The organism is Streptomyces sp. NPDC057963, assembly GCF_042887155.1.
Classification (GTDB): domain Bacteria; phylum Actinomycetota; class Actinomycetes; order Streptomycetales; family Streptomycetaceae; genus Streptomyces.
In genome coordinates this window covers 296,893-322,689 of sequence record NZ_JBHVPX010000012.1, presented here as the reverse complement: position 1 = coordinate 322,689, position 25,797 = coordinate 296,893, and the positions used below count along the sequence as shown (strand labels likewise).

The following is a 25,797-nucleotide window of genomic DNA, read 5'->3' as shown; positions in this document are numbered from 1 at the left end:
CACCGTCAGGTCATCGGCGAAACGCCGGTCACCCGTGGCGTCGGGCACGTACTTCACACAGACAACGATCCTCAAGCTCACGCCGGCTCTCCTACTGCATCGTCATTTCTGGGCTGCCTTGTTGCACGCAGCATAGGCGCCCGATGGGGCGGTTTCCGGTCGGGGCGACCGACGCCCCGAAGGAAATATTACTAGCCAGTACACCCAGTGCCCTACCCCTGGGCAAGCGCTTGGAACTGTGATCTGGCCAACGTGCGGCGCCCCTGTGCCGCTTGGGAATTCTCAGTCCCGCAAGGCGGTGAAACGACCCTGGTGGTAGAGCAGCGGGCGACCGCCTCCGGCCGGGTCGCCGGCCACGGCCTCCGCGATCACGATGCGATGGTCCCCCGCCGGGATCCGGGCCACCACGCGGCAGACCAGCCAGGCCGGCACCCCGTCGAGCACCGGCACGCCTTCGGGGCCACTGCGCCAATAGGTGGACGGGCCGAACCGGTCGGCGCCGCTGCGGGCGAACGTGGCGGCCAGTTCCTGCTGGTGCTCGCCGAGTATGTGGACACCGATGTGCTCGGCCTCGGCCACGACCGGCCAGCTGGAGGACGAGGTCCCCACTCCGAAGGAGATCAGCGGCGGCTCGGCGGCGACGGAGTTGAGCGAGGTGGCGGTGAAGCCGACCGGGCGGTCACCTGCGGCGGTGATCACTGCCACACCGGCGGCGTGCTGCCGGAAGACCGAGCGGAGAAGTTCGGGGGATGCCGTGCGGGAGGTACCGAGCTCGGGCGATGCCGTCATGGAGATGTCCTTCTACGGAGAGGGGCGTACGGGGCCGTGGTTGCTCAGGCACCCGGACAGCGCGCACTCGCGTTGCGGGCGAGATCCACGTGGACCCGGCCGTAGAGAAGGATTTCCGGCAGCATAGCGTCAGACTGACGATGCATGGTCGGTGCAGTCAAGGGCGTTCCGCAATGTGGGAGATGCATCACGGTCCGTCACATCGCCTGCCCCAGCGCGGCGACCACGTCGACGGTGCGCGGCTGCCCCGCCGCCCGGCGGACGATGCGGCCGGTGGCGTCGAGGACCAGCACGGTCGGCGTCCGGCTGATCTCCAGCTCGCGCACGAGAGTGAGATGCGCCTCGGCGTCGATCTCCACATGGGTCACGCCGTCCACCATGCGCGCCACCTCGGCAAGGGTGCGCCGGGTGGCCCGACACGGCTGGCAGAACGCGCTGGAGAACTGCACCAGCGTGGCCCGCTCCCCCAATTCCGCGCCGAGTTGGGCCGCGTCCAGCGTTCCCCCGTACGTCCGCCTGTCCACCTTCGGCCTCCTGTCAGAGCTCTTCGCAAGGGGTCAGCGCCACCGGGCACCGAGACATTCCCGGTGGTTCCACGTGACGAGAATCTCGCGCCCCGCGCCCTCGGAGACTGGCCACCGCGTCGCGCATGGGGCACGATCGGCCCAATGCCGCAAACCTACGGCTGCGTAACTTCCGCCGGGAGAACCCTCCCCAGGCGCTGAAGAAGGGTCTTCCCCAGATGGCAGAACTCGTCTATCGACCGGTCATCGGCGCCGCTCGTACGTTGTTCAAGGCGCTTGACCTGAAGATCGACACTCAGGGTTCCGAGCACATCCCGAAGACCGGTGGCGCGGTACTGGTAAGCAACCACATCAGTTATCTGGACTTCATCTTCACCGGGCTCGCGGCGCTCCCGCAGAAGCGGCTCGTCCGGTTCATGGCGAAGGAATCGGTCTTCCGGCACAAGGCGTCCGGGCCGCTGATGCGCGGTATGAAGCACATCCCCGTCGACCGCAAGCAGGGCGAGGACGCCTATGCGCACGCGCTCGACTCGTTGCGCTCCGGTGAGATCGTCGGCGTCTTCCCCGAGGCCACCATCTCGGAGTCGTTCACGCTGAAGAGCTTCAAGTCGGGTGCCGCCCGGCTGGCCCAGGAGGCCGGCGTGCCGCTGATCCCCATGGCGCTGTGGGGGACGCAGCGGCTGTGGACCAAGGGGCGGCCGCGCAATTTCAAGCGCAACCACATTCCGGTGACGATCCGGGTGGGCGAGCCGGTGGAGGCACCCACCGACCAGTACGCGGGCGCGATCACCCGGCGGCTGCGGGAGCGGGTCCAGGAGCTCCTGGAGGCGGCCCAGCGCGCCTATCCCGTACGCCCGAAGGACGCGAGCGACACCTGGTGGGTGCCCACGCATCTCGGCGGTACGGCTCCGACGCCGGCCGAGGTGCGCGAGAGGAGCTGACGCGGCCGGTTCACGGCCTCGGCCGAAACGTCACTCCGCGATGTCGGCAGGTGACGTGCCCTCCTTCGCACCGGGCCGCTTCGCCCGGCTCGGAGTGCGTCACGGGCCGCACGCCGCTCCCGACGCAGGGGGGCGGCCGCTGCCCGGGGCGCGTACGAGCCGCACGGTGCCGCTGATGCGGTCGGTGTCCGCGTCGCGTCCGGGGCCGGCCGGGCGGGGCCGTCGCCCCTGCGGAGGCCGACGAGGAAGTGGCTGAAGCCGGGGACGAGGGTGTGTACGCCGTCGGAGACGGTGGCCGTCGCGCGGCGTCGGCCGTCTCCGCCCCGGGACGGGAGCTCAGAGTTCGGTGGGCAGCGTGCGCCACAGTTGCGGGCGGTCCTCGGCGGACTTGAGGCTGCGCAGCACCGCCGGATGCGGTGCTGCGTAGAGTACCGGGTAGTCCACTTCATTGAACTCCGGTCGCACGGGCCACGCCAGTCGCTCCTCGTCGAGCGAGAAGTGGGCGTCGACGACGCCCGGCTTGTTGCCCCGGGGGTCCTGACGGTCCCAGCGATCGCGGCCGGGCAGCTGGACCGCGATCAGCCCGTGCAGGGGCCCCGGATCCCCGTTGTCCTCGGCGAGCGACTGGTAGCAGAAGGCGGTCGGGATACCGGCCGCACGGAGAAGGGCGGCCAGCGCGTGGGATTTGGTGTGGCAGATTCCGTTGCGCGTCGCGAGGACGCCGGAGGCGCGCCAGGTGACCCGCATGTCGCCCGAATCGGCGGAGTGCGGAATGGTGTCACGTACGAAGGCGTAGGCGGCAGCGGCGTATGCATATGCATCGGTGGTGCTGCCGCGGAGACGGGCGACCGTCTCCCGCACCAGCGGATGCGCGTGATCGATGGCCTCGTCGGCTGCGAGATAGGCAGAAATCTCCGGGACCTGCTGGATCAGCTCCATGGCCGCCGAGCGTAGGTATGCGGCCGACCGGATGTCAATCATTTTCCGAACGGCCGCATACCTATTCACGCTTGCGGGCTCACTTCGCCATCTCGTCCTTCAGCGCGAGGACGAACGCGTCGACATCGTCCTCTGCCGTGTCGAAGGAGCACATCCAGCGCACATCACCGGCGGCCTCGTCCCAGAAGTAGAAGCGGAAGCGCTTCTGCAGCCGTTCGCTCACGTCGTGCGGCAGCCGGGCGAAGACGGCGTTGGCCTGGACCGGATGGAGGATCTCCACACCGTCCACCGCGCGCACACCCTCCGCGAGCCGCTGGGCCATGGAGTTGGCGTGCCGGGCGTTGCGCAGCCAGAGGTCTCCGGCGAGCAGCGCCTCCAACTGCACGGAGACGAAGCGCATCTTGGAGGCAAGCTGCATCGACAGCTTGCGCAGATGCTTCATGGCACGGACGGCGTCAGGGTTCAGGACGACCACGGCCTCGCCGAAGATCGCCCCGTTCTTCGTTCCGCCGAAGGACAGGACGTCGACGCCGACGGTGTTGGTGAACGTACGCATGGGTACGTCCAGCGACGCCGCGGCGTTGGCTATCCGGGCCCCGTCCAGGTGGACCTTCATGCCGTGGCCGTGGGCGTGGTCGCAGATGGCGCGGATCTCGCCGGGTGTGTAGACCGTGCCCAGCTCGGTGTTCTGGGTGATCGAGACGACCTGCGGCATGGCACGGTGCTCGTCGTCCCAGCCGTACGCCTGCCGGTCGATCAGCTCGGGAGTCAGCTTGCCGTCCGGGGTGGGCACGGTGAGCAGCTTGAGGCCGCCCACCCGCTCCGGGGCGCCGCCCTCGTCGACGTTGATGTGCGCGGACTCGGCGCAGATCACCGCACCCCAGCGGTCGGTCATCGCCTGGAGGGAGACGACGTTGGCGCCGGTTCCGTTGAAGACCGGAAAGGCTTCGGCGGTGGGGCCGAAGTGACTGTGCATGACGCGCTGGAGATGCTCGGTGTAGTCGTCCTCGCCGTAGGCGATCTGGTGGCCGCCGTTGGCCAGGGCGATGGCCGCGAGAATCTCCGGGTGCGTGCCCGCGTAGTTGTCACTGGCGAAGCCCCGTACCTGCGGGTCGTGGTGGCGTCGCGCGTCGGTCCTTACGGTTGCGGGGTCAGCCACAGGCGCTTTCCGTTCACTTCCGGGGCGGGCCGGTCCCAGACGCCGACGATGGCATCGGCCAGGTCCTTGACGTCGGTGAAGCCCGCGAATTTCGCATTCGGGCGCTCGGCGCGCATCGCGTCGTGCACCAGTGCCTTGACGACCAGGATCGCAGCCGCGGTCCTCGGCCCTTCGTCGCCCCCCGCCTTGCGGAACGCGTCCGCGAGCGCGAGCGTCCAGGCCTCGGCCGCCGCCTTCGACGCGGCATAGGCCGCGTTTCCCGCGGTGGGCTTGCTCGCCCCGGCCGCGCTGATCAGCACATAGCGACCCCGGTCGCTGCGCTGGAGACCCTCCTGGAAGGCCAGCGAGGTGTGCTGGACCGTACGGATCAGCAGCTTCTCCAGCAGGTTCCAGTCGGCGAGGTCGGTCTCGGCGAAGCTCGCGCTGCCGCGCCAGCCGCCGACGAGGTGGACCAGACCGTCGATCCGGCCGAATTCCTTCTCGGTCTTGGCCGCCCATTCGCGAGCCGCACCGAGGTCCAGCAGATCGACCGTGTCGCCGGTGACGGTGGCACCGCCGTGGGCGTAGCGCGCTGCGTCGACCGCCTCGGCCAGGCGGGTGGCGTCCGCGTCGGAGGCGACGACGGTCGCACCGGCCTCGGCGAGCCTCAGCAGCGCGGCCCGTCCGGCCGGGCCCGCGGCTCCGGCGACCGCCACCACGGCACCTTCGAGAGCACCGCTCCCGCTGCCCTTGCCGTTTCCGTTCATGGCCACCGCCTCCTCAAGCCCGGCGCTCACGCGGCTGCCCGCTCGGCATCCGCGGCGGTGATCCCCTTGGTCGAGGCGATCACGTTCTTCAGCTTCTTGGCGAGCGCCTCATAGAACATGCTCAGGGGAAACTCGTCCGGAAGCACATCGTCGACGAGCTTACGCGGCGGCTGGGAAAGATCCAGTGCGTCCGGGCCCTTGGCCCAGCGGGAGCCCGGGTGCGGTGCGAGATAGGTGGAGACCAGGTCGTACGCGGCGAACCAGTGGACGAGCTTGGGGCGGTCGATGCCGTCGCGGTAGAGCTTCTCGATCTCGGCGCAGAGCTGATTGGTGACCTCCGGGGCGCGGCCCCAGTCGATCTTCAGCGTGTTGTCGGTCCAGCGGATCACGTCGTGCTTGTGGAGGTACGCGAAGAGCAGCTGGCCGCCCAGGCCGTCGTAGTTGCGCACGCGCTCACCGGTGACGGGGAAGCGGAACATCCGGTCGAACAGCACGGCGTACTGCACGTCGCGGCCCTGCGGGAAGCCGTCGGCCTCCAGCTTGACGGCCTCCTTGAAGGCGGTGAGGTCGCAGCGCAGTTCCTCCAGCCCGTACATCCAGAACGGCTGGCGCTGCTTGATCATGAAGGGGTCGAACGGCAGGTCGCCGTGGCTGTGCGTCCGGTCGTGGACCATGTCCCAGAGGACGAAGGCCTGCTCACAGCGCTGCTGGTCGCCGACCATCTCCCGGATGTCGTCGGGCAGCTCGACGCCGAGCAGCTCGACCGACGCCTCGGTGACCCGGCGGAACCGGGCGGCCTCGCGGTCGCAGAAGATCCCGCCCCAGCTGAAGCGCTCGGGGGCCTCGCGCATCGCGACGGTCTCCGGGAAGAGCACGGCGGAGTTGGTGTCGTAGCCCGAGGTGAAGTCCTCGAAGGTGATGCCGCAGAACAGCGGGTTGTCGTAGCGGGTGGCTTCGAGCTCGGCCAGCCACTCGGGCCAGACCATGCGCAGCACGACCGCTTCGAGATTGCGGTCCGGGTTGCCGTTCTGGGTGTACATCGCGAAGACGACCAGGTGCTGCAGCCCGTCGACGCGGTTCCTGGCCGGCTGGAAGGCGAGCAGCGAATCGAGGAAGTCCGGCACTCCGAAGCCGTCCGCGGCCCAGCGACGCAGGTCCACGACCAGCGCACGGTGGTAGGCAGCGTCGTGCGGAAGCAGCGGGGAGAGCTCCTCGACCGCGGCGATCACACGGTCCAGCGTCGCGCGGGCGGTCTCCCCGGACGGCGCTCCTTCGGCGTCGAAGTCGATGGAACCGTCCTTCGACTGCCAGGGGCGGATCTCCTCCACGGCATTCTTGAGCGTCGGCCAGGCGGGGTGGTCGACCACCCGCCGGTCCGCATCTATGTCACCTGCGGCAACGTCGTGCACAAGAATTTCCGTCATAACACTTCCTCCACAGGAGAACCTCGCGTTAAGCAACCGTATCCATGTGCGGTTCCTTCGGACAAGTGGGCCTCAGAAAATTATCCTGCCGCCCCCCATGGTCACCACGATTCTTCCTGTGCAGAACCTCCACTGCGACCACTTCCGCCGGTTGGGCACGTTCTGGCGGGCGCAGGCGGGGCCCGGACCATTAGGCTGCCGCATTGCCGTAGTGCCGTGGTGCCCCGTGGGTAGGAACCGCACGCGGGAGGACACCCTCGACGGAAGCGAGTTGCCTTGTCTTTTCTCACCATCGGACATCGCGGAGTGATGGGCGTCGAGCCGGAGAACACCCTGCGGTCGTTCGTCCACGCGGAACGGGCCGGGATGGACGCCATCGAATTGGATCTTCATCTGAGCAAGGACGGCGCGCTGGTCGTCATGCACGACACCGAGGTCGACCGCACGACGGACGGCAGCGGTCCGATCGCCGAGAAGACCCTGCCCGAGTTGCGCGAACTCGATGCCGGGCAGGGCGAGCGGGTGCCGGTCTTCGAGGAGGTTCTCGACGCCGTACGGTCCCCCGTGCAGGCGGAGATCAAGGATGTGGCCGCGGCCCGCGCCCTGGCCGAAGTGATGCTGCGCCGCGACCTCGTCGACCGGGTCGAGGTGTCGTCGTTCCACGACGAGGCGGTCGCCGAGATCGCCCAGCTGGTGCCCGGGGTGCGGACCGTGCTCATCGCGAGCCGCTGGCGGAGCGATGTGGTGGAGCGGGCCGAGGCGGTGGGCGCGGCGACTCTGGCGCTGAACATCCGCCGCCTCACCCTGGAGGTGGTCGAACAGGCGCACGCCGAAGGGCTGAAGGTCATCGGCTGGGTGGTGAACACCCAGGACCATCTGCGGCTGGTACGCGCCCTGCGGCTGGACGGCGCGACCACCGACTACCCGGACATCCGCCGCGCAGGCCGCTTCACGGCTTGATCACCGGACCGGCCCGGCCGGTCTCCGGCTCCGCCGGATCCGTCGCCGGCCCTCCGACCGGTCGTCGACCCCGTTCAGGCCAGGTCCTTGACGAGGAGCTCGAACGCGAGGTCGTCGCGCTGGGGTATGCCGAAGCGTCCATCGCCGTACGGGAACGGGCTGAGCTTTCCCGTACGGCGGTAGCCGCGCCGCTCGTACCAGGCGATCAGCTCCTCGCGCACCGAGATGACGGTCATGTGCATCTCGGCCACCCCCCAGCTCGCCCGGACGGTGCGCTCGGCCTCGGCGATGATCACCTTGCCGAGACCGGCTCCCTGCAGCTCCGGGCGGACCGCGAACATCCCGAAGTAGGCGGCGTCACCGCGGTGTTCGAGCTGGCAGCAGGCGACGAGCACACCGTCGCGCTCCACCACGAGCATGCGGCTGCCGGGCGCCTCGACGACCTGGCGGACACCGTCCGGGTCGGTGCGCTGCCCCTGCAGGAGGTCCGCCTCCGTGGTCCATCCGGCTCGGCTGGAGTCCCCGCGGTACGCCGACTCGACGAGCACCACGAGCGCGGGCACATCGGCGGCGGCAGCGTCGCGGAAGGTCAGCTGTCCCGGGTCCTGAGCAGGGGCGGTGTCCATGGCGGTGGCTCTCCATTTCTGTGTTGTGGCCGTGCCGGAGCAGCGTAACCCGCCCGCCCGGGGCCCAAGGGCTGTCCCGTGGGTCCCTGGCGGGCGTGCGACGACGGCTACGGCACCTCGCCGCTTTCGGAACGCCCGAGTACAGCCAGTATCCGGGCGCCCCTCCGCCGTGCGATGCACCGCATCCGACGCCGCACGCCGCTCCACCAGGGACCACGGGACAACCCTTAGGGTCGGCCGCATGGTTCATGTGCTGAGCAGTCGGATCCTGCTGCATCCGGCCGATCCCGAGCGGTCACGGAACTTCTACGGGGATTCCCTCGGGCTGCCCGTCTACCGGGAGTTCGGCACCGGTCCCGAGCGGGGCACGGTCTACTTCCTCGGCGGCGGCTTCCTGGAGGTCTCGGGGCGCGCTGCCACGCCGCCGGTGCCCGGTCTCGAACTGTGGATGCAGGTCGCGGACGTCCGGACGGCGCACGAGGAGGTGTCGGCCCGGGGCGTCGAGGTGCTGAGGCCGCCGGTGCGCGAGCCGTGGGGGCTCGTCGAGATGTGGATCCGCGATCCGGACGGGCACCGGATCGCCATGGTGGAGGTACCGGCGGATCATCCGCTGCGCTACCGCCCCTAGCCGTACTGCGGGCGCCGACGGTGCGGGGCGCGGCCCGTCCGAGTGCGCGGCCCGGCTCCTCCCGGTGCGGGGCGCGGCTCGCCTCAGTGCGCGGTCCGGCTCCGTTCCGCGCAGTCGACGAGCACGGGCAGGGCCTGTTCCAGGCTCCCGTCGCGGTCCGCGAACGGGAGGCGCAGGTGGTGGCGGAAGCCGTCCACCGCGGAGAAGGCGGGACCGGGAACGATCAGTACGCCCGCGCGGCGGGCCAGTTGGGCGGTGGCCTCGGCGTCGGCGCCGGGGATCTCCACCCAGAGGGCGGAGCCTCCCGCGGGCCGTTCCCATTTCCATCCGGTCCGCTGGTCGCACAGGATCCGTTCGGTCTCCGCCAGGCGTTCACGCAGCCGGGAGCGGCGTCGGGCACGGGCCTCGGGCAGTTCCCGGAGCAGCTGCACGGCCAGCATCTGGTCCACCACCGGGCATGACAGGTCGACGGACTTCTTGATGTCGGCCAGGCGGCGGATGACGGTGGTGGAGGCGCGGATCCAGCCCAGCCGGAGCCCGCCCCAGAAGAGCTTGGACAGCGTGCCGATGGTGGCGGTGGCGGCGGGCGGCAGCTGGGCGGCGAGGGAGACCGGTGCGGAGTCGTGGTGCAGGGACAGTTCCGCGTAGGCGTTGTCCTCCACCGCGTACAGGCCCTGCTCCGCCAGGACGGCGGCCCAGGCACGGCGGGTGTACTCGTCCATGCTGCGCCCGGTGGGGTTGTGGACGGACGGCTGCAGATAGACGAGGCGGGGGCGGATGTGGCCGGCCAGCCGCGCGAGTGCGGCGGCGTTGTCGCCGTGCGCCGCGTCCGCCGGCAGCGGGACCAGACGGGCGCCGCGGGCCCGCAGTGCCTCAAGAGCGCCGCGGTAGGTCGGGTCCTCCACGATCACGGTGTCACCCGGCTCGACCAGTCCCTGGGTGATCAGCCAGACGGCCTGCTGGGATCCGGCGGTCACCAGGATCTGTTCGGGGGACGTCGGCAGGCCGGCCGAGCGGTGGTACTGGGCTATCCCCTCGCGCAGTTCGGGCAGCCCGTACGGCAGGTACCCGTCGCCCGCCAGCGCGGCGGTGAGGTCCCGGGCGGACAGCGCGCCGACCGCCGCCGCGACCGCGGGAAGGCCGTCCAGCGCGCCGCTGGACAGGTCGATGCCCCCGTCCCGTGTCCCGAAACTGGCCAGGCGCCCCTCGGTCGCGGGCTCCCCCACCGCCCCGGAACCCCGCAGCCGGGAGCCGCTGCCCTGCCGGCTCTCCAGCCATCCCTCGGCCTCCAGCAGCCCGTACGCGGCCGTCACGGTGCTGCGGCTGACACCGAGCGCCGCCGCGAGGGCCCGCTGCGAGGGGAGCACGGTGCCGGGGGCGACGTCTCCGCGTTGCGCCAACTCGCGCAGCGCCTCCGCCAGCAGCTGCGGCATCGCCTCCGCGCCGCCCTTGGACCATCCGGTCAGCAGACGCGACAGGCGGGTGGGAGGAATCCGGTCCATGCACCCATCATCACCCGCCGCAGACCAATTGCCGCCAAGTGGCCTTTGCCGCCCTCCGTCGCCCGACACATGATCGGGAGAACGCCGTTGCAAAGGAGCAAGAACATGGCGACCGTGGTGCTCGTCGGGACACTGGACACCAAAGGGGCGGAGTACGCGTGGCTCTCGGCGCGACTGCGCGAATCGGGCTGCGACGTCGTGCTCGTCGACGCCGGGGTGATGCCACCGCCCGCGGGCACCCCCGCAGGTGACGTGGACGCGACCGCCGTCGCAGCCCGCGCCGGGCACGACCTGGAGGCGCTGCGCGCCGCCGGGGACCGGGGTGCGGCAGTGGCCGCCATGGCGGAAGGCGTCGAACTGGTCGTCGGCGACCTGCTCCGGGAGGACCGGCTGCACGCGGTGCTGGCGGTGGCCGGCAGCGGTGGGTCGTTCATCGCCGCCCGTGCCATGCAGGCGCTGCCCGTCGGCGTCCCGAAGCTCCTGGTGTCCACCATGGCCAGCGGGGATGTGTCGCCGTACGTGGGCAGCAGCGACATCACCATGATGTACAGCGTGGTCGATGTCGCGGGCATCAATTCCGTGTCGTCCCAGATCCTGGGGAACGCGGTGGCGGCGGCAGCGGGAATGGCCGTCCATCGCGAGCGGAGCGTGAACCTTCCGCACCCCGGTGGCCGGCCGCTGGTCGCCGCCAGCATGTTCGGTGTCACCACACCCGCGGTCGACGCCGCCCGGCAGCGCCTGGAAGAGCTGGGCTACGAGGTACTGGTCTTCCACGCCACGGGGGCGGGCGGCCAGGCTCTGGAGAAGCTCGCCGCCGGCGGGTTCCTCGCCGGTGTGCTGGACCTGACCACCACCGAACTCGCGGACGATCTGATCGGTGGTGTGCTCAGCGCCGGGCCCGACCGGCTCACCGCGGCAGGGCGGGCCGGCCTCGCGCAGGTCGTCGCGCCCGGCGCGCTGGACATGGTCAACTTCGGCGCCGCGGAAACCGTCCCGGAGCGCTTCGCCGAACGCCGGCTCCTCGTGCACAACCCCACCGTCACCCTGATGCGCACCACAGCCGACGAGATGGCGGAGCTCGGCACCCTCATGGGACGGAAGCTCGCCTCGGCGCGCGGCCCGGCGGCGGTCTTCTGGCCGCTGGGCGGCGTCTCCGCCGTGGACGCGCCGGACGGCCCGTTCCACGACCCGGAAGCCGACGCGGCCGGGCTGGCGGCCCTGCGCACCGCCCTGGAGGGCAGCGCTGTCGAGCTGCGCGAGGTCGACGCCCATCTCAACGACCCGGCCTTCGCCACGGCCGCCGCCGACCACCTTCACCGGCTGATCACCGCTCATGACCGTTCGCACGCGGTCTCCGAGTCCGGCAGCGTCTGAGCCGGGCCCCTTCCGGGCCGCGCACCCCGGCGTCCGAGCCGTACGACCCCCGAGCCACCCGGCGTCCGCACCACCCCGTCGCCGAGCCGCACGGCATCCGAACCACCCAACCGCCGAACCACCCAACCGCCGAGCCGCACCGCGTCCGAGTCACGCACCCACCGAACAGGAGTCCTTCCGTGAACCGCAATCAAGCCCTGGCACGCCTGACCGCCCAGGTCAGCGCGGGCAAGGCCGTCATCGGCGCAGGCGCAGGCACCGGCCTGTCCGCCAAGTGCGCGGAGGCCGGCGGCGTCGACCTGCTGATCATCTACAACTCCGGCCGCTACCGCATGGCCGGGCGGGGCTCGCTGGCGGGCCTGCTGCCGTACGGCGACGCCAACGCCATCGTGCTGGACATGGCCGGCGAGGTTCTCCCCGTCGTCCGCGACGTCCCCGTACTCGCCGGGGTGTGCGGGACCGATCCTTTCCGGATCATGGGCAACTTCCTCGACCAGTTGAAGGCCGTCGGCTTCACCGGCGTACAGAACTTCCCCACGGTCGGTCTGTACGACGGCAGGTTCCGCGAGAACCTGGAAGAGACCGGTATGGGCTTCGGCCTGGAGATCGACATGATCCGCCAGGCCCACGAACGTGACCTGCTGACCGCGCCCTACGTCTTCGACCCCGAGCAGGCCGCCGACATGGCGCGGGCCGGCGCGGACGTCCTCGTACCGCATGTGGGGCTGACCACCAAGGGATCCATCGGCGCCTCCACCGCGCTCACCCTCGACCAGGCCGCGACGGCCGTGCAGGAGATGCACGACGCCGCCAAACGCGTCAACCCCGACATCATCGTGCTCTGCCACGGCGGACCGATCGCCGAACCCGAGGACGCCCGCTACGTCCTGGAGCACACCTCGGGGATCGCCGGCTTCTTCGGCGCCTCGTCCATGGAACGCCTCCCCACCGAACGCGCCATCACCGACCAGGCACGCGCCTTCAAGTCCCTCACTCTCGGCTGACCGGGCCGAAGCGGGTGCGGAGGAGCGCGCGGCGGGAAACACTCCCCCCGCGCGCTCCCCCGTACCTCAGTGCGCCGCGTACGACGGCCCCGGCCCGGGCATCGACCAGGGGGGACCGACGTCGTACGTCCAGGGGGAGGTGCGCTGTGCACGGACCGGTGGTGTCCGGCTGGTTGCTCATGGCGTTGTGCGGGATGACGGGCGCGTACTGCCTGCTTCGCACGCGCAGCGAGACCGGGGAGGAGCGCAGGGCGGCGCGGGCGGAGGCGCTGATGGGTTTCGGTATGGCCGCCATGGCAGTGCCGGCTGCCGTCGTGACACCACCGGAGTGGGCGTGGGCGGTGTACGCGGTGCTGTTCGGCCTTGCCTCCTTGCGCGCGCTGTGGTTCTCCCGGCGCGGCGCCCACCATCTGCACCATCTGGTCGGATCGTCGGCGATGGTGTACATGGCGCTGACCATGGCACCGGGCGGCGGAGGGGCCCACGGTGAGCACGGCGGACACGCGGGCCATGGTGTCGCGGCGACGGCCGGGGGCCTCCCCCTGCTGACCGGACTGCTGCTGGCGTACTACGCCGCCTATGTACTGAGGTCGGGGAGCCGGTTGATACCGGTGGCCGCCGCGGCGGGCGGTGGCGGACCGGCCGGAGGCGGGACACGCGGGGGCGGACCGGCCGGAGGCGGACCGGCCGGAGGCGGGCCGGCCGGTCGTGGCTGGGGCGCACGGCCCGAGCTGGCTCTCGCCTGCCGGCTGACCATGGGCATCGCCATGTTCGCGATGCTGCTCGCCCTGTGAGACGAGCGGCCCAAACCGTGGCGTACATCACTTGCCGTGCAGAGCCATACCCGTGGGTACCCCATCGCTCATAGGCTGACGCCATGTTGGTCTCCCTCGCGCTGCTGTTGCTCGGCGCACTGGCCGCCGTCGTGACCCCGCGTCTGATGGCGCGGGCGCGATGGCCGGAGCGTGAGCCCGTTGTCGCGCTGTGGGTGTGGCAATGCGTGGTGGCCGGGGTGCTGCTCTGTTTCGCGCTCTCCATGACGTTCAGCGCGGCCGCGGCCTGGCAGGCGGTGCGTGGTCATGTGTTCGCACCGGCACCGCGTGCCGTGGTGGAGGCGTATGCGCTGGGCGGGCACGGGCAGTGGTCCGCGGCCATGGCCGTGCTGCTGGCACTCGGCGGGGTGTGGACGGCGGCGATGCTGACCCGGGAGATCCATCGCGCCCGGACCCGTCGCAGGCAGCGCCGGGCCGAATTGCTGGTGCGTTCCCCGCTGATGCCCGGCGAGGAGCCCGGCAGCGGTCGGCTCGTCGTGCTGGAGGGAGACCGTCCGGGCGCCTGGTGGCTGCCGGGGTCGGCGCCTCAACTGGTCATCACCACCACCGCACTTGGTCGCCTGAAGGGCCGCCAGCTGGATGCGGTGCTGGCTCATGAGCAGGGCCACGCGAAGGCCCGCCACGACTGGCTGCTGCACTGTTCCGGCGCACTCGCGAACGGGTTTCCGCAGGTTCCGGTGTTCGCGGCCTTCCGTGACGAGATGCACCGGCTGGTCGAACTGGCCGCGGACGACGTGGCGTCGAGGCGATTCGGCCGGCTGACGATCGCCCTGGCCCTGGTCGAACTCAACGAGGACCGAGGCGTGTTCGGCCCCGGTTCGACGCCGGACGCCCAGCTTCCGCTGCGGGTGAACCGGCTGCTGACTCCGATGGAGCGGCTCACCGCGGGCCGCCGTCTCCGGCTGACCGCGGCGGCTGCCCTGGTGCCGGTGGTTCCGCTTCTGGTGGCCTTCCTTCCCGGACTCAGAGCGCTGGGATAGCCGGGGGCGCCGGACTTCCGCGAAGATCACCCCATGCCGTCCTCGCCGCCGGTCCCACCGGCCCGCCGCCCTTCCCGCCCCACCCCCTTCCGCACGGCCGTGGCCTGCGCCGCTCTCGCCCTGGTCCTGCTGATCCTGGTCGCCGCGCGCTGGTCGCCACTGATGACGCTGGACCGTACGGTCGCGGACACCCTGCACCGAAGGGCGGTCACCGAGCCCGGCCTCGTCCACGCCAACCGGATCCTGACCGACTGGGCGTGGGATCCGTGGACGATGCGTGCCCTGATCACGGTGGCCGTGGTGGTGCTGTGGTGGCGCGGGGCTCGGGCACTCGCGATGTGGGTCGCGGCCACGAGCGTGCTGTCGTCCCTTCTGCAGCAGGGGCTGAAGTCCGCAGTCGGCCGGGAGCGACCCCAGTGGCCGAATCCGGTGGATTCCGCGCATTACGCGGCGTTCCCGTCCGGTCACGCGATGACGGCGACGGTGAGCTGCGGTCTGCTGCTCTGGCTGCTGCGCCGGCACGGCGCGGGCACCCGGGTGTGGCGGGCGGCGCTGGTGGTGGCATGGGTCTCGGTGATCGGGGTGGGTGTCACCCGGCTCTACCTGGGGGTGCACTGGTTGAGCGACGTCCTGGGGGGCTGGCTGCTGGGGGCGGCCCTGGTCGGTTTCTCGATCGCCGGGTTCGCCAGGTACGAGGCACGCGGCGGACCGGCCTTGCCGCGGCGCTCCTGAACCGGGGAGGATCGCGTCCATGCAGATCAAGGGCGTACTTTTCGACTTCTCCGGGACCCTCTTCCGGATCGAATCGGTCCGGTCCTGGTTGCGCGGGGTCCTCGACGAGCGGGAGGTGAGGGTGAGCGAGGCCGACTTCGAACGGTACGCGCGGGGGCTGGAGGCCGCCGGAGCACTGCCGGGCGGCCCGCCTCCCCAGGATGTTCCCGCCCGGCTCGCCTCCGTGTGGGCCACCCGCGACGAGAGCGCGGAACACCACCGCGAGGCGTTCACCGGCCTGGCGCGGCAGGTGGCCCTGCCGGATCCGGGGCTCTACGACGCGTTGTACGAGCGACACAGATCACCCGCCGCCTGGCGGCCGTACCCGGACGCGGCGGAGGTGCTCGGCGCCCTGCGCGACAGCGGCGCCCGTATAGGCGTCGTCAGCAACATCGGCTGGGACCTGCGGCCGGTCTTCCGGGCGCACGGCCTGGACGCGCTGATCGACGCCTACGTGCTGTCGTACGAGCTCGGCGTCCAGAAGCCGCACCCACGGCTCTTCCACACCGCCTGCACACTTCTCGGGCAGGATCCGACGGATGTGGTGATGGTCGGTGACGACCGGCGCGCGGACGGCGGGGCCGCGGCCCTGGGCTGCGACGTGCGCTTTGTGCACCATCTGCCGGTGGAGGAGCGGCCCGATGGACTGCGGACGCTCGGACTGGTGCAGGGCGTTGCCTGACAGACATGTGAGAGATGTCCCTGACGCGCAATGGGTCGGATTGTCACATCGGGGCCTTAGCCTGTAACCATGTCCCGTTCTCCCCGCTCCTCCGATTCCGTGCGAACCGCTGCCGTGGTGAACAAAAAGATTCGCGACCTGTGGCAGCGCTCGGGCGGCTGCCTTTCCCCGGAGGACGAGGAGCAGTACCAGCGGTTGCTCGTGGAGTGGGCGGCGGCGACCGGCGGGAGCGCCAGGTCCGCCGCCTGACCCCGGCGCCGCGTGCCGCATGCGGGTGTCGGGCCGCATCGGCCGCGGTGCGTCCCGCCGGGCGGCGCGATCGGTCCGGCGGGACGCACGCGGTGCGGGGTGGAGCGGGGCAGTGCCGGTCGAGCGGTGGAACGGGCCGGATCAGCGGTCGAAGTAGTCCGGCTGCGTCTGAACGTTGAGCTCGTCCAGCCGCACCCGCTTCGCCGGGTCGGTCCGCCGGTCGTCGAGCTTCAGGACGTCGAAGCCCTTGGCGATGTCGTTGGAGTAGATGTAGCCGTTGTAGTAGTACGCCGACCAGGGGCCGGCCGTGGTGACCTCGTCCGTGCTGACGGGGCCGCGCTCGAAGTAGCCGATCTCCTTCGGCTTCGAGGAATCGGTGAAGTCCCACACCGAGACCCCGCCCTGGTACCAGGCCTGGACCATCACGTCACGGCCCTTGACCGGGATGAGCGAACCGTTGTGCGCGACGCAGACCTCGGTGTCGGCCTGCGGGCGGTCGATCTTGAAGTAGCTGCGGAAGACCAGCCTGCGGTGGTCTCCCCTGCCGACGATGTCGTAGATGCCGTCGGCGCCGCGCTTCGGGCCGACCTCCTCGTTGCAGGTGGCCGCCCCACCGCCGCCGAGCTCATCGGTGAAGACGACCTTGTCCGCCCTCTGGTTGAACGTCGCGGAGTGCCAGAACGCGAAGTTCACATTGTCCTGCACCCGGTCGATGATCTTCGGGTTCTCCGGGTCCTTGATGGAGAACAGCAGACCGTCGCCCATGCAGGCCCCGGCCGCCAGGTCCTTGGAGGGCAGCACGGTGATGTCGTGGCAGCCGGTGGTCTGGGAGACACCCGGATTGGTCGGCGCGCCCGGGTTGCCGCCGTCCGGGAAGAGGACCGGGAAGTTCACGACTGCGGCCTTCTCGGGTGCCTTGCGCGGCACCTTGATGACGGAGATCCCGTCGTGCGGCGGCCGGCAGTCGGGGAACGCCTCGCTCGGCGCGTACGAGGAGACGTACACGTAGACGTTCTTGCGGTCGGGGACCAGCGTGTGGGTGTGCGATCCGCAGGCGGTCTCGACGGCTGCGACGTACTTCGGGTCGCGCTTGTCGCTGATGTCGAAGACCTTCATGCCCTCCCAGGACGACTTCTCCGTGGCGGGCTGGGTGGTGCTCGTGCAGGAGTTGTCGCTGCGGGAGGAGTCGGTGGACAGGAAGAGCAGGTTCCCCGAGACCGAGATGTCGTTCTGCGAGCCGGGGCAGAGGACCTGTGCGACCGTCTTCGGGGACTTCGGATTGCTGATGTCGAAGATCCGGAAACCGTCGTAGTTTCCGGCGTAGGCGTACTTCCCCTGGAAGGCCAGGTCCGTGTTCAGCCCCTTGAGCGCGTCCTTCGGGACGTTGGCCAGGTGGGTGATGTTGTCACTGTGGACGATCTCGTCCACGCCGGGTATCCCGCCGCTCCGGATGGCGGCCGCGGCTTCGGCCTCCTGAGCGGCGGAGACATCGGTACGGGCGGCGGTCGCGTCACCCGGGTCGGGGGTCGCGGCCGCGGGGCCGGCCGTCAGCAGAGTGGCCAGCAGGCCGGCGGCCGCTGCCGCCACGCCCAGGCGTCTGCGCCGCACCGGGCTCGTGTGCAACGAAATCACTGCGTCCTCCCATGTATCCGAACGTAGTTGAACGGTTCACGGACCCCGGCAGTATCGTCCTTCTCATGGCTGTCCCAACAGATGGCAACAGAGACGCAATGAAAGTTTCTGATCGCTGTCGTGCGGAAGCGTGTCAGGGTGATGGCAACCGCCCCATATGGCAATGGAGGTCCACTTGTTGATCCGCCGTCAGACCATGTGTGCCGGCCGAGCCGTGCTCGTCGCGGCCGTCGCGTCCCTCGTCCTCACCCTGGCGGCATGCGACGGGGGAAGCGGCGACGGCCGTACGAAGGAACGGGCGGACGGGGGCCCTTCGGTGGTGGCGCCGGGAAAGCCGGGTGAGCCCGCGCGGACCCTGTCCGCGGAGGAGGCCGTGGAGGCCGCCGGGGACGACACCCCCAACTCGGCCGACTTCCGCTACGCGCAGATGATGATCCAGCACCACGCCCAGGCGCTGGAGATGGCCGGACTTGCCCCCGCACGCTCCGACTCCACCGCCCTCAAGCGCCTCGCCGAACGCATCGTCGCGGGCCAGAAGCCGGAGATCGGCGCCATGGAGGGATGGCTCAAGCATCACGGCGGAGAGAAGCGCGAGAACGGCCACGATCACTCGGCGATGCCCGGGATGGCGACCCCGGCGCAGCTGGAGCAGTTGCGGACGGCGGACGGCGCGGCCTTCGACAGGCTCTTCCTGAAGCTGATGATCACCCATCACCAGGGGGCGGTCACGACGGCGACCGACGTGCTCTCGCAGGGGAACAACGTGCAGGTGGAGGAGATGGCCGGGGATGTCGTCGCCCAGCAGACGGTCGAGATCGGCAGAATGCGCGCGATGTCGTCCTGACGACGCCGCGGCGCTCGCCGCGCACCCGTGGGCGCCTGCCCCGGGGCCGCATTGCGAGCGCCGGGAAGGGCGCCCGGTGAGGGTTGGGCGGCCGGCTGCTGTGCGTCGTACGGGGAGGCCGCGCCGAAGCCGGAGGCCGGTGAGGGTCCCGGGCCGGTCGGGGCCGCCGAGCGCCGCGCGGAGTGGCGATCGGCGCGGACCATGAGCCGACGGGCGTGGAGCGCGAGACGACAGGCTTGGACCGCGAAACGACAGGCGTGGACCGCGAGGCTATCCGCCCTCGCCGACGCGCCGTGCCTGCCGGTTCGCGGCATCGAGGATGCTGTCGAGAAGCCCGGGGAACAGCGCTTCCAGATCGTCGCGGCGCAGCCCGTTCATCTTGGCCGTACCGCGGTAGACCTGCTGCACGATGCCGCTCTCGCGCAGCACCCGGAAGTGGTGTGTGCTCGTCGACTTGGACACCGGAAGGTCGAAGCGGGAGCAGGTGAGCTCCGCGTCGGCGGCGGCCAGCTCGCGGACCACGCGCAGCCGCATCGGGTCGGAGAGCGCATGGAGCACTCCCTCGATGCGGATCTCGTCCCGCGCGGGGTGGTCGAGCGCGCGGCCGCCGACCGCAGCTGCGCTGGCGGCGGGGGCGCCGGCTGGGGTCACGAGGGCTCCACTTCCTGGTACGGTCCGACCTCCCATAATACGAGATTCATCGTAGTTCGAGCTTCACCATGCGCCGGATTCGGCCCGAGCTGCGGCAAGGTCACCGCACCGGCACCGGATCCGGCGCCGAATAGCCGTCCGGGGACCGGTCAGCCGCTGAGCAGGTCCGGGTTCTCGGAGAGCGAGGCAAGGTGCCCCGCAGGATCCTCGACCAGTTTGCGGGCCTCCAGGTCGAGCATCCCCACCACGCCCGTGACCTGCGCCGCGACCGTGCCGTCCTCCTTGAGGATCTGCTGTGCGACCTTGAACGTCTTTCCCTCGCCGTATACGAACTGACAGGTCACCCGCACCCGGTCCCCGCCCCGGAGTTCCCGCAGGAACTTCACCGTCGTTTCGAGGGCCACCGGCCCCACGCCACTGGCCAGCAGCTTCTCCTGCGGCAGACCGGCGGCGCGCAGCAGTTCCCAGCGTGCGTGCTCGGCGTACTGCAAATAAACGGCCTGGTTCAGATGCCCCTGGGTGTCGAGCTCGTAGCCCCGGACGGTCACATCAACAGAAAAGGTCATGGACGTCCCAACATCACGGAGGATTCCGCCATTCCCCGCGCCCGGGGTCGCGGACGATCCGGGCCCGCGTCCGCCCAGGAGCCGTCGTGGGTACGGCCGTTGCTCTCCTGCACCACGGAGCCGGGATCGCCCTGCCACACGACCTCTTCCGCGCCCGGCGCCGTTCCCGACCGCGCTCACGGCTCGGGAACGGCGCCGCGGCCCCCGGTCGCCGCGGCGCCGCCTGGTCAGACCGCGCGGAGGTACTGCTCCGGTGTGCGGAGCTCACCGCCCAGTTCGCGGGCCGCGTACTGGGCCCACGACGGGCTCCGCAGCAGTTCGCGGCCGAGAAGGACCGCGTCCGCGCGGCCCTCGGTGATGATCTTCTCGGCCTGCTGCGGCTCGGTAATCAGGCCCACGGCCGCCACGGGCAGCGAGGTCTCCGCCTTGACCCGCGCGGCGAAGGGAACCTGGTAGCCCGGCCCGGTCTCGATGCGGGCGCGCGGGGCGTTTCCGCCGCTGGAGACGTCCAGCAGGTCGACGCCATGGGCCTGGAGCTGTTCGGCAAGTCGCACGGTCTCTTCGACCGTCCAGCCCTCGCGCTCGTCCTCGTCGTTCTCCGTGAGCCAGTCCGTCGCGGAGATCCGGAAGAGGACGGGCAGTTCCTCCGGCCAGACCTCCCGCACCGCGTCGACGACCTGCAGTGCGAAGCGGACGCGGTTCTCGAAGCTGCCGCCGTACTCGTCGTCACGCCGGTTGCTGTGCGGGGAGAGGAACTGTCCGATGAGGTATCCGTGGGCCCCGTGCACCTCGGCGACTTCGAAGCCCGCGTCGAGCGCGCGGCGCGCGGCCTCGCGGAACTGGTCGACGACGCCCTGGATCTCGTCCGCCGTCAGCTCGTGCGGCACGGGGTGGCCGTCGTCGAACGGCAGCGGGCTGGGCGCGACGGGCGTCCAGCCGTGCGCGTCCGGGCCGACGGGGCCACCGCCGAGCCAGGGGGCCGCGGTCGACCCCTTGCGCCCGGCGTGGGCGAGTTGGATGCCCGGAACCGATCCCTGCCCCTTGAGGAAATCGGTGATCCGCCGGAAAGCCGCCACCTGCGTGTCGTTCCAGATGCCGAGGTCCGCCGGGCTGATCCGGCCCTCGGGGCTGACGGCCGTCGCCTCGGTGAGGACGAGTCCGGTTCCGCCGATGGCGCGTGCCGCGAGGTGCGCGAAGTGCCAGTCGGTCGCGACACCCGCGTTCGGCCCCACCGGTTCCGCGCTGTACTGGCACATCGGCGCCATCCACACCCGGTTGGGAATGACGAGCGACCGCAGGGTGTAGGGCTCGAAGAGGGCACTCACGTCGGACTCCGTTTCGACGGGTACGGAAGAATCGCTAGTACGATACATCTCGTACTACGACGTTCGTCAAATTACGACGTCCCTCGTACAAGAGTGCCGCCGTACGCGGTTCAACCGCGCCGCCTGAGCGTGAGGGCGGCGTCCGCGTCGTACCCCTGGGTCCAGCTGCGTCCGGCGCCCGACTTCCAGGTGACATGGGCGGTCGCGCCGTCGACCCTGACGCTCTCCACCGTCATGGCACGGTCGCCGTCCCGGACATCGCCCCGGCGCAGCTCGCCCGCCTTGACGGTGACGGGCTCCGTCGACTGCGCGCTCTCGGCCTCGTCCGCCGCCAGGGCGAGAGCCTCGGCCAGTTCCCGGGCGCGGGCAGGGGTGCAGACCACGGTGAGCTCTCCCGACGGTGCCACACCTCTGATCTCGACCCCTGCCCCGACGGCTGTCACCTCCAGGGCCGCGCTGCCTCCGTCGCGGTCCTCGATCTCATTCGTCATCGCTCTGCTCTCCCCTTTCGTCCACCCGGCCGCACTCTCCGGCTCGGCGCAGCCGGAGACTCTCCGGCGGGCCCGGACGGCCGGAGCCGGGACCGCCGGCGCCGGCCACCGGGCCCCGCAGCACCACCGCCGGGCCAGCCATCCAGAATTTGAGCACATCCACACCGGGCCGGCCGATCCGGTGCGTGGTTCACCGACGGAAGCGGGCCCCCGGGAAGGGCGGTCGGCCCCTGCCGGAGAAGGGCGGCCCCGACCGGGGCCGGCCCGTGTCGGATGCGAGGGTGCGGAACGGGGGGCTCGACACGGGACGCCGAAAGTTTCGAGAACCTTCCGCGCCGCCGACGGGAAGGCCGGACTTCCGCGCGGGGAGGCTCTCGGAACGGGAAAGGACGGCGTGCCAGTTCCCCGACGGGGCCTGAGCCGCCTCCTCGACGGCGGTTTCGCAGACCAGCCGGCGCCGGTGATCGACCGTGCGCTCGGGCCCGGCGAGCCTCAGCCGTACCGTGTGCCGGATGTCACGGACGGCACTCGACGCGGCGAGCCGCAGTTCCAGGTCGCCGGGTTCGACGACCCGTCGGCCGCCGATGCCGGTGAAGGACACCAGATCGGCATGGAATCGGAAGCGGACCTTCCGGGCCTGCCCGGCCGCGGGTTCCACCCGGGCATAACCGGTCAGCCGGGCCTGCGGACGGGTGGTCTGGGCGACCGGGTCGTGTACGTAGAGCTGCACGGCCTCGGCCCCTTCGCGGTCGCCGGTGTTGCGTACGGTGACCTCGATGTCGGCGGAGCCGTCGGTGGGGATCGCGGCCGGAGCGGGCTCGCCGGGCTCCCAGGAGAAGCTGGTGTACGAGAGCCCGTGCCCGAAGGGGTGGAACGGTGTCGGGTCCAGACCGCTGACCTCGTTCGCCAGGCCGAGCAGCGGCTGGAGGTACGTCCATGGCTGGCCGCCCGGACCGTACGGGACGCCGACGGGCAGCCGCCCGGAGGGGTTGACCCGCCCGGAGAGCACACCGGCCGGCGCCGGGCCGCCTTCCTCCCCCGGGAAGAACGCCTGCACCGTGGCAGCCGTCCGGTCGTCCCAGCGCGTACGGACGTCCCGTCAGCAGAACCAGGATCACCGGCGTTCCGGTGGCCAGCAGCGCGTCCAGCAGCTCGCCCTGGACGCCGGGCAGGGACAGGTCGGCGGTGTCGCAGCCCTCGCCGGAGGCGCCGCGGCCGAAGAGTCCGGCCCGGTCGCCGAGCACGGCGACGCAGACGTCCGCGCCCCCCGGCGAGCGCCGCGGCGGCCGGGATGCCGGAGGCGTCCGTACCGTCCGCCTCGCAGCCCTGTGCCCGAGGACAGCGTCGCCCCGGGGAGCTCCGCACGCAGCGACTGGAGCACGGTCGGGATGTCGATCCCCATCGGCGTCCCGGAGTGAGCGAGACCGACGTGGCTGGGGAAGGAGTAGCAGCCGAGCATGGCCAGCGGGTCGTCGGAGCGCGGCCCGACGACCGCGATCCGGCCGTCGCCGCGCAGCGGCAGCGCCCCGGCGGGGTTGGCGAGCAGCACACATGCCTCTTCCGCCGGCTTCCTGGCCACCAAGCTGGTGGTGCGCAGCAGCACCGCCCCCGGCCGCCGACCCCTCCCGCCCGCGCCCCGCTCACCCGGTCCGGCCCGCGCCTCCATTGCGTTGCGGGCCGGACCGGCCCCGGCTACCGTCCCGCGCACCGGGCGGCTGCTCCTGGAGCCGTACACACCCGCAGACGAGGACGGCTTCGTGGCGCTCTTCCAGGACGTCCGAGTGTCCCGGTGGACGGGTGGCGGACCGCAGACGGAGGCCGAGGACCGCTCCCTGTTCGGGCACGTCTTCACCGCAACAGGGTCCGGGTGTCCGGGCCGCCCTGCGGGCCTCTGTCAGTGGCGGGGTGCAGACTGGCCCGTATCCGGCACAAAGGCGTTTCGGGAGGTTCGGCCATGACCGACGTACTGCTCACCGTGGGCACCCGCAAGGGACTCTTCATCGGCCGCAGGCGCGCCGGCACATGGGAGTTCGGCAACCCGCATTTCAACGCCCAGGCGATCTATTCGATCGCCATCGACACCCGCAAGCGGGTGCCCAGGCTGCTGGTCGGCGGGGACAGTGCGCACTGGGGCCCCTCGGTCTTCCACTCCGACGACCTGGGCGCCACCTGGGTCGAACCGAAGCAGCCGGCCGTGAAGTTCCCGCAGTTCACCGAAGCCTCGCTGGAACGGGTCTGGCAGTTGCACCCGGCAGGTCCCGAGGCGCCCGATGTCGTGTACGCGGGGACGGAGCCGGCCGCGCTGTTCCGTTCTCAGGACGGCGGGAAGTCCTTCGAGCTGATCCGCCCGCTGTGGGAGCATCCGACGCGGTCGAAGTGGGTGCCGGGCGGCGGCGGTGAGGGTCTGCACACCATCCTCACGGACCCGAGGGACGCCCGTGCGGTGACGGTCGCGGTCTCCACGGCCGGGGTGTTCCGCACCAAGGACGGCGGTGCGAGCTGGGCTCCGTCGAACAAGGGGGTGTCGGCGGTGTTCCTCCCCGACCCGAACCCGGAGTTCGGCCAGTGCGTCCACAAGGTGGCCCGGGACGCGGTCGATCACGACCGGCTCTACCTCCAGAATCACTGGGGGGTCTTCCGGAGCGACGATTGCGGGGACGACTGGACGGACATCGGCCGCGGCCTGCCCTCCGATTTCGGTTTCGCCGTGGCCGCGCACCCGCACCGCGCGAACACGGCATACCTCTTCCCGATCAACGCCGACGCCGACCGCGTCCCGGCCGAGCACCGCTGCCGGGTGTTCCGCACCGAGGACGCGGGCCGCAGCTGGGAGCCGCTGTCGGCGGGCCTGCCCGAGGAGACGCATTACGGCACGGTGCTGCGTGACGCGCTCTGTACGGACGACGCCGACCCGGCGGGCGTCTACTTCGGCAACCGCAACGGCGAGGTGTACGCGAGCGCGGACGACGGGGACAGCTGGCAGCAGCTCGCCGCGCATCTGCCGGATGTCCTCTGCGTCCGGGCAGCGGTCATCGCTCCCTGACCACCGGCGATCGATCCGGGCGCACGCCCGGTCGAGCGGTTGGGTCGGGCCTGCCATCGCGGCGACGCGCTCGCGCCGGACCGGCACGCGACCGGACAGCCCGTCCCGTCATGGCTCAATTCCACGTCCTGGCCGCGCCGTTGCGCCCGATGCGCGGCGTGAGGCTATCCCCGGGTGGTCAGCACCGTCCTCCGGGAGCGGGGTCGCTGGGGTCCCCGGGGTGCTTGAGCAAGGCCGATGACCAGGAGGACCGTCGTGATCCGCGGGCGTGGCACCGGCCCGTGAGGAAGCCGGTGCCACCCCGGGCCGGCGGGTCGGCCTGGTTTCTACGGCAACTGCCAGTCCACCGGCTGGGCGCCCTGGCCGAGCAGGAGTTCATTGGTACGGCTGAACGGGCGCGAGCCGAAGAATCCGCGGTCCGCCGACATGGGTGAGGGATGCGCGGACTCGATCGCCGGGAAGCCGTCGAGGAACGGCCGCAGGTTGCGGGCGTCGCGCCCCCACAGGACGGACACCAGGGGCTTGCCGCGCGCGGCAAGGGCCCGGATGGCCTGCTCGGTCACTTCCTCCCAGCCCTTGCCGCGGTGCGCGCCCGGCTTGCGCGGCGCCGTGGTGAGCGCCCTGTTCAGCAGCAGCACGCCCTGGCGCGTCCAGGGCGTCAGATCGCCGTTGGACGGTCGCGGAAGCCCCAGGTCGGTGTGCAGTTCGCGGAAGATGTTCTCCAGGCTGCCGGGCAGCTGACGCACCTCGGGAGCCACCGAGAAACTCAGCCCCATCGCCATTCCCGGCGTCGGGTAGGGGTCCTGACCGACGATCAGGACCCGTACCTCGTCGAAGGGCTGCTGGAACGCGCGCAGGACGTTGGCTCCGGCCGGCAGATAGGTGCGGCCGGCCGCAACCTCCGCACGCAGGAAATCGCCCATCGCTGCGACGCGTCCGGCCACGGGGGCGAGCGCCTCGGCCCATCCGGGCTCGACTACTTCATTCAACGGTCGTGGTGCCACGGAACATCACTCTACCGGCGTACGCGACCCTCACCGCCCCGGCGTCGGCCGGGGCGGCCGGTCTTCGGCACCCCTGGCCCCGGTCAACGGAACTAGGGATAGGCTGCCGC

At 71.0% G+C, this 25,797-nt stretch carries 26 protein-coding genes and 3 pseudogenes; 13 read left to right on the top strand and 16 right to left on the bottom strand.

Annotated elements, in window-relative coordinates; genetic code table 11:
* The 3 genes and pseudogenes from ACFVT1_RS27540 to ACFVT1_RS27530 all read right to left on the bottom strand — a co-directional run.
* Positions 1 to 81, bottom strand: a pseudogene (locus ACFVT1_RS27540) (electron transfer flavoprotein subunit beta); the annotation flags it as partial.
* 201 nt (positions 82 to 282) lie between these two features.
* The gene (locus ACFVT1_RS27535) at positions 283 to 789 is read right to left on the bottom strand and encodes a flavin reductase family protein (protein ID WP_389800159.1); all 507 of its coding nucleotides are present in this window, start codon (positions 787 to 789) and stop codon (positions 283 to 285) included.
* 197 nt (positions 790 to 986) lie between these two features.
* Positions 987 to 1,313: a TlpA family protein disulfide reductase gene (locus ACFVT1_RS27530; protein ID WP_389800157.1), complete on the bottom strand. Its 327-nt coding sequence runs from the start codon at positions 1,311 to 1,313 to the stop codon at positions 987 to 989.
* 218 nt (positions 1,314 to 1,531) lie between these two features.
* On the opposite strand from ACFVT1_RS27530, the gene ACFVT1_RS27525 reads away from it, so the two are divergent.
* On the top strand, positions 1,532 to 2,254 hold the full coding sequence (locus ACFVT1_RS27525) for a lysophospholipid acyltransferase family protein (RefSeq protein ID WP_389800156.1): 723 nt from the start codon (positions 1,532 to 1,534) through the stop codon (positions 2,252 to 2,254).
* Between the two features lie 336 nt (positions 2,255 to 2,590).
* On the opposite strand, the gene ACFVT1_RS27520 is transcribed toward ACFVT1_RS27525, so the two are convergent.
* The 4 genes from ACFVT1_RS27520 to ACFVT1_RS27505 all read right to left on the bottom strand — a co-directional run bounded on the left by ACFVT1_RS27520 (position 2,591) and on the right by ACFVT1_RS27505 (position 6,522).
* On the bottom strand, positions 2,591 to 3,193 hold the full coding sequence (locus tag ACFVT1_RS27520) for a transglutaminase domain-containing protein (RefSeq protein ID WP_389800154.1): 603 nt from the start codon (positions 3,191 to 3,193) through the stop codon (positions 2,591 to 2,593).
* Positions 3,194 to 3,272: 79 nt separating this feature from the next.
* Complete coding sequence (locus ACFVT1_RS27515; RefSeq protein ID WP_389800152.1) at positions 3,273 to 4,352, bottom strand: threonine aldolase family protein; 1,080 nt, start codon at positions 4,350 to 4,352, stop codon at positions 3,273 to 3,275.
* A complete protein-coding gene (locus tag ACFVT1_RS27510; protein ID WP_389800150.1) occupies positions 4,331 to 5,098 on the bottom strand; it encodes an SDR family NAD(P)-dependent oxidoreductase in 768 nt (255 codons plus the stop codon). Before ACFVT1_RS27510 ends, ACFVT1_RS27515 begins: the two co-directional genes overlap by 22 nt.
* 26 nt (positions 5,099 to 5,124) lie before the next feature.
* Positions 5,125 to 6,522 (bottom strand): DUF6421 family protein, encoded by a 1,398-nt coding sequence (locus ACFVT1_RS27505; protein ID WP_389800148.1) that lies wholly within the window; start codon positions 6,520 to 6,522, stop codon positions 5,125 to 5,127.
* 276 nt (positions 6,523 to 6,798) lie between these two features.
* Between ACFVT1_RS27505 and ACFVT1_RS27500 the strand changes: the two genes are divergently transcribed.
* A complete protein-coding gene (locus ACFVT1_RS27500; RefSeq protein ID WP_362206647.1) occupies positions 6,799 to 7,482 on the top strand; it encodes a glycerophosphodiester phosphodiesterase family protein in 684 nt (227 codons plus the stop codon).
* A gap of 74 nt (positions 7,483 to 7,556) precedes the next feature.
* On the opposite strand, the gene ACFVT1_RS27495 is transcribed toward ACFVT1_RS27500, so the two are convergent.
* Positions 7,557 to 8,108, bottom strand: a complete 552-nt coding sequence (locus ACFVT1_RS27495; RefSeq protein WP_389800146.1) for a GNAT family N-acetyltransferase — start codon at positions 8,106 to 8,108, stop codon at positions 7,557 to 7,559.
* 241 nt (positions 8,109 to 8,349) lie between these two features.
* On the opposite strand from ACFVT1_RS27495, the gene ACFVT1_RS27490 reads away from it, so the two are divergent.
* Positions 8,350 to 8,736: a VOC family protein gene (locus ACFVT1_RS27490; protein ID WP_389800144.1), complete on the top strand. Its 387-nt coding sequence runs from the start codon at positions 8,350 to 8,352 to the stop codon at positions 8,734 to 8,736.
* 83 nt (positions 8,737 to 8,819) lie between these two features.
* Here ACFVT1_RS27490 and ACFVT1_RS27485 read toward each other — a convergent pair whose 3' ends face one another.
* Complete coding sequence (locus ACFVT1_RS27485) at positions 8,820 to 10,238, bottom strand: PLP-dependent aminotransferase family protein (protein ID WP_389800142.1); 1,419 nt, start codon at positions 10,236 to 10,238, stop codon at positions 8,820 to 8,822.
* Positions 10,239 to 10,343: 105 nt separating this feature from the next.
* On the opposite strand from ACFVT1_RS27485, the gene ACFVT1_RS27480 reads away from it, so the two are divergent.
* From ACFVT1_RS27480 to ACFVT1_RS27450, 7 genes are all read left to right on the top strand, one after another.
* Positions 10,344 to 11,612 (top strand): Tm-1-like ATP-binding domain-containing protein, encoded by a 1,269-nt coding sequence (locus ACFVT1_RS27480; protein WP_389800140.1) that lies wholly within the window; start codon positions 10,344 to 10,346, stop codon positions 11,610 to 11,612.
* Between the two features lie 179 nt (positions 11,613 to 11,791).
* A complete protein-coding gene (locus ACFVT1_RS27475) occupies positions 11,792 to 12,616 on the top strand; it encodes a phosphoenolpyruvate hydrolase family protein (RefSeq protein ID WP_389800138.1) in 825 nt (274 codons plus the stop codon).
* A 146-nt stretch (positions 12,617 to 12,762) separates the two neighbouring features.
* Entirely contained in the window at positions 12,763 to 13,410 is a 648-nt protein-coding gene (locus tag ACFVT1_RS27470) for a DUF5134 domain-containing protein (RefSeq protein WP_389800137.1), read from the top strand.
* A gap of 83 nt (positions 13,411 to 13,493) precedes the next feature.
* On the top strand, positions 13,494 to 14,429 hold the full coding sequence (locus ACFVT1_RS27465; protein ID WP_389800135.1) for a M56 family metallopeptidase: 936 nt from the start codon (positions 13,494 to 13,496) through the stop codon (positions 14,427 to 14,429).
* A gap of 33 nt (positions 14,430 to 14,462) precedes the next feature.
* Positions 14,463 to 15,161 (top strand): phosphatase PAP2 family protein, encoded by a 699-nt coding sequence (locus ACFVT1_RS27460; RefSeq protein ID WP_389800133.1) that lies wholly within the window; start codon positions 14,463 to 14,465, stop codon positions 15,159 to 15,161.
* 19 nt (positions 15,162 to 15,180) lie between these two features.
* Positions 15,181 to 15,882, top strand: a complete 702-nt coding sequence (locus ACFVT1_RS27455) for an HAD family hydrolase (protein WP_389800131.1) — start codon at positions 15,181 to 15,183, stop codon at positions 15,880 to 15,882.
* A 69-nt stretch (positions 15,883 to 15,951) separates the two neighbouring features.
* Positions 15,952 to 16,131: a hypothetical protein gene (locus ACFVT1_RS27450; protein WP_389800129.1), complete on the top strand. Its 180-nt coding sequence runs from the start codon at positions 15,952 to 15,954 to the stop codon at positions 16,129 to 16,131.
* Positions 16,132 to 16,272: 141 nt separating this feature from the next.
* Here ACFVT1_RS27450 and ACFVT1_RS27445 read toward each other — a convergent pair whose 3' ends face one another.
* The gene (locus tag ACFVT1_RS27445; protein ID WP_389800127.1) at positions 16,273 to 17,763 is read right to left on the bottom strand and encodes an LVIVD repeat-containing protein; all 1,491 of its coding nucleotides are present in this window, start codon (positions 17,761 to 17,763) and stop codon (positions 16,273 to 16,275) included.
* 157 nt (positions 17,764 to 17,920) lie between these two features.
* On the opposite strand from ACFVT1_RS27445, the gene ACFVT1_RS27440 reads away from it, so the two are divergent.
* Entirely contained in the window at positions 17,921 to 18,607 is a 687-nt protein-coding gene (locus tag ACFVT1_RS27440) for a DUF305 domain-containing protein (protein WP_389800125.1), read from the top strand.
* Positions 18,608 to 18,877: 270 nt separating this feature from the next.
* Here the strand turns inward: ACFVT1_RS27440 and ACFVT1_RS27435 are convergent, their stop codons facing one another.
* The 5 genes and pseudogenes from ACFVT1_RS27435 to ACFVT1_RS27415 all read right to left on the bottom strand — a co-directional run.
* Positions 18,878 to 19,258, bottom strand: coding sequence for an ArsR/SmtB family transcription factor (locus ACFVT1_RS27435; protein WP_389800124.1), 381 nt, complete (start codon positions 19,256 to 19,258; stop codon positions 18,878 to 18,880).
* A 149-nt stretch (positions 19,259 to 19,407) separates the two neighbouring features.
* Positions 19,408 to 19,824 (bottom strand): acyl-CoA thioesterase, encoded by a 417-nt coding sequence (locus ACFVT1_RS27430; protein ID WP_389800122.1) that lies wholly within the window; start codon positions 19,822 to 19,824, stop codon positions 19,408 to 19,410.
* Positions 19,825 to 20,051: 227 nt separating this feature from the next.
* The gene (locus ACFVT1_RS27425) at positions 20,052 to 21,149 is read right to left on the bottom strand and encodes an NADH:flavin oxidoreductase/NADH oxidase (RefSeq protein WP_389800120.1); all 1,098 of its coding nucleotides are present in this window, start codon (positions 21,147 to 21,149) and stop codon (positions 20,052 to 20,054) included.
* A 110-nt stretch (positions 21,150 to 21,259) separates the two neighbouring features.
* Positions 21,260 to 21,640 carry a hypothetical protein gene (locus ACFVT1_RS27420; protein WP_389800119.1) on the bottom strand — a complete coding sequence of 127 codons (381 nt, stop codon included), beginning with the start codon at positions 21,638 to 21,640 and terminating at the stop codon, positions 21,260 to 21,262.
* Between the two features lie 424 nt (positions 21,641 to 22,064).
* Positions 22,065 to 23,219 (bottom strand): annotated as a pseudogene (locus ACFVT1_RS27415) (glycoside hydrolase family 3 C-terminal domain-containing protein); the annotation flags it as partial.
* Positions 23,220 to 23,310: 91 nt separating this feature from the next.
* Between ACFVT1_RS27415 and ACFVT1_RS27410 the strand changes: the two are divergent.
* Together ACFVT1_RS27410 and ACFVT1_RS27405 are read left to right on the top strand one after the other, a co-directional pair.
* Positions 23,311 to 23,493 (top strand): annotated as a pseudogene (locus ACFVT1_RS27410) (GNAT family N-acetyltransferase); the annotation flags it as partial.
* Between the two features lie 101 nt (positions 23,494 to 23,594).
* On the top strand, positions 23,595 to 24,683 hold the full coding sequence (locus ACFVT1_RS27405) for a WD40/YVTN/BNR-like repeat-containing protein (RefSeq protein WP_389800117.1): 1,089 nt from the start codon (positions 23,595 to 23,597) through the stop codon (positions 24,681 to 24,683).
* 326 nt (positions 24,684 to 25,009) lie between these two features.
* Here the strand turns inward: ACFVT1_RS27405 and ACFVT1_RS27400 are convergent, their stop codons facing one another.
* A complete protein-coding gene (locus ACFVT1_RS27400) occupies positions 25,010 to 25,687 on the bottom strand; it encodes a uracil-DNA glycosylase (protein WP_114243183.1) in 678 nt (225 codons plus the stop codon).
* Positions 25,688 to 25,797 lie beyond the last annotated feature (110 nt).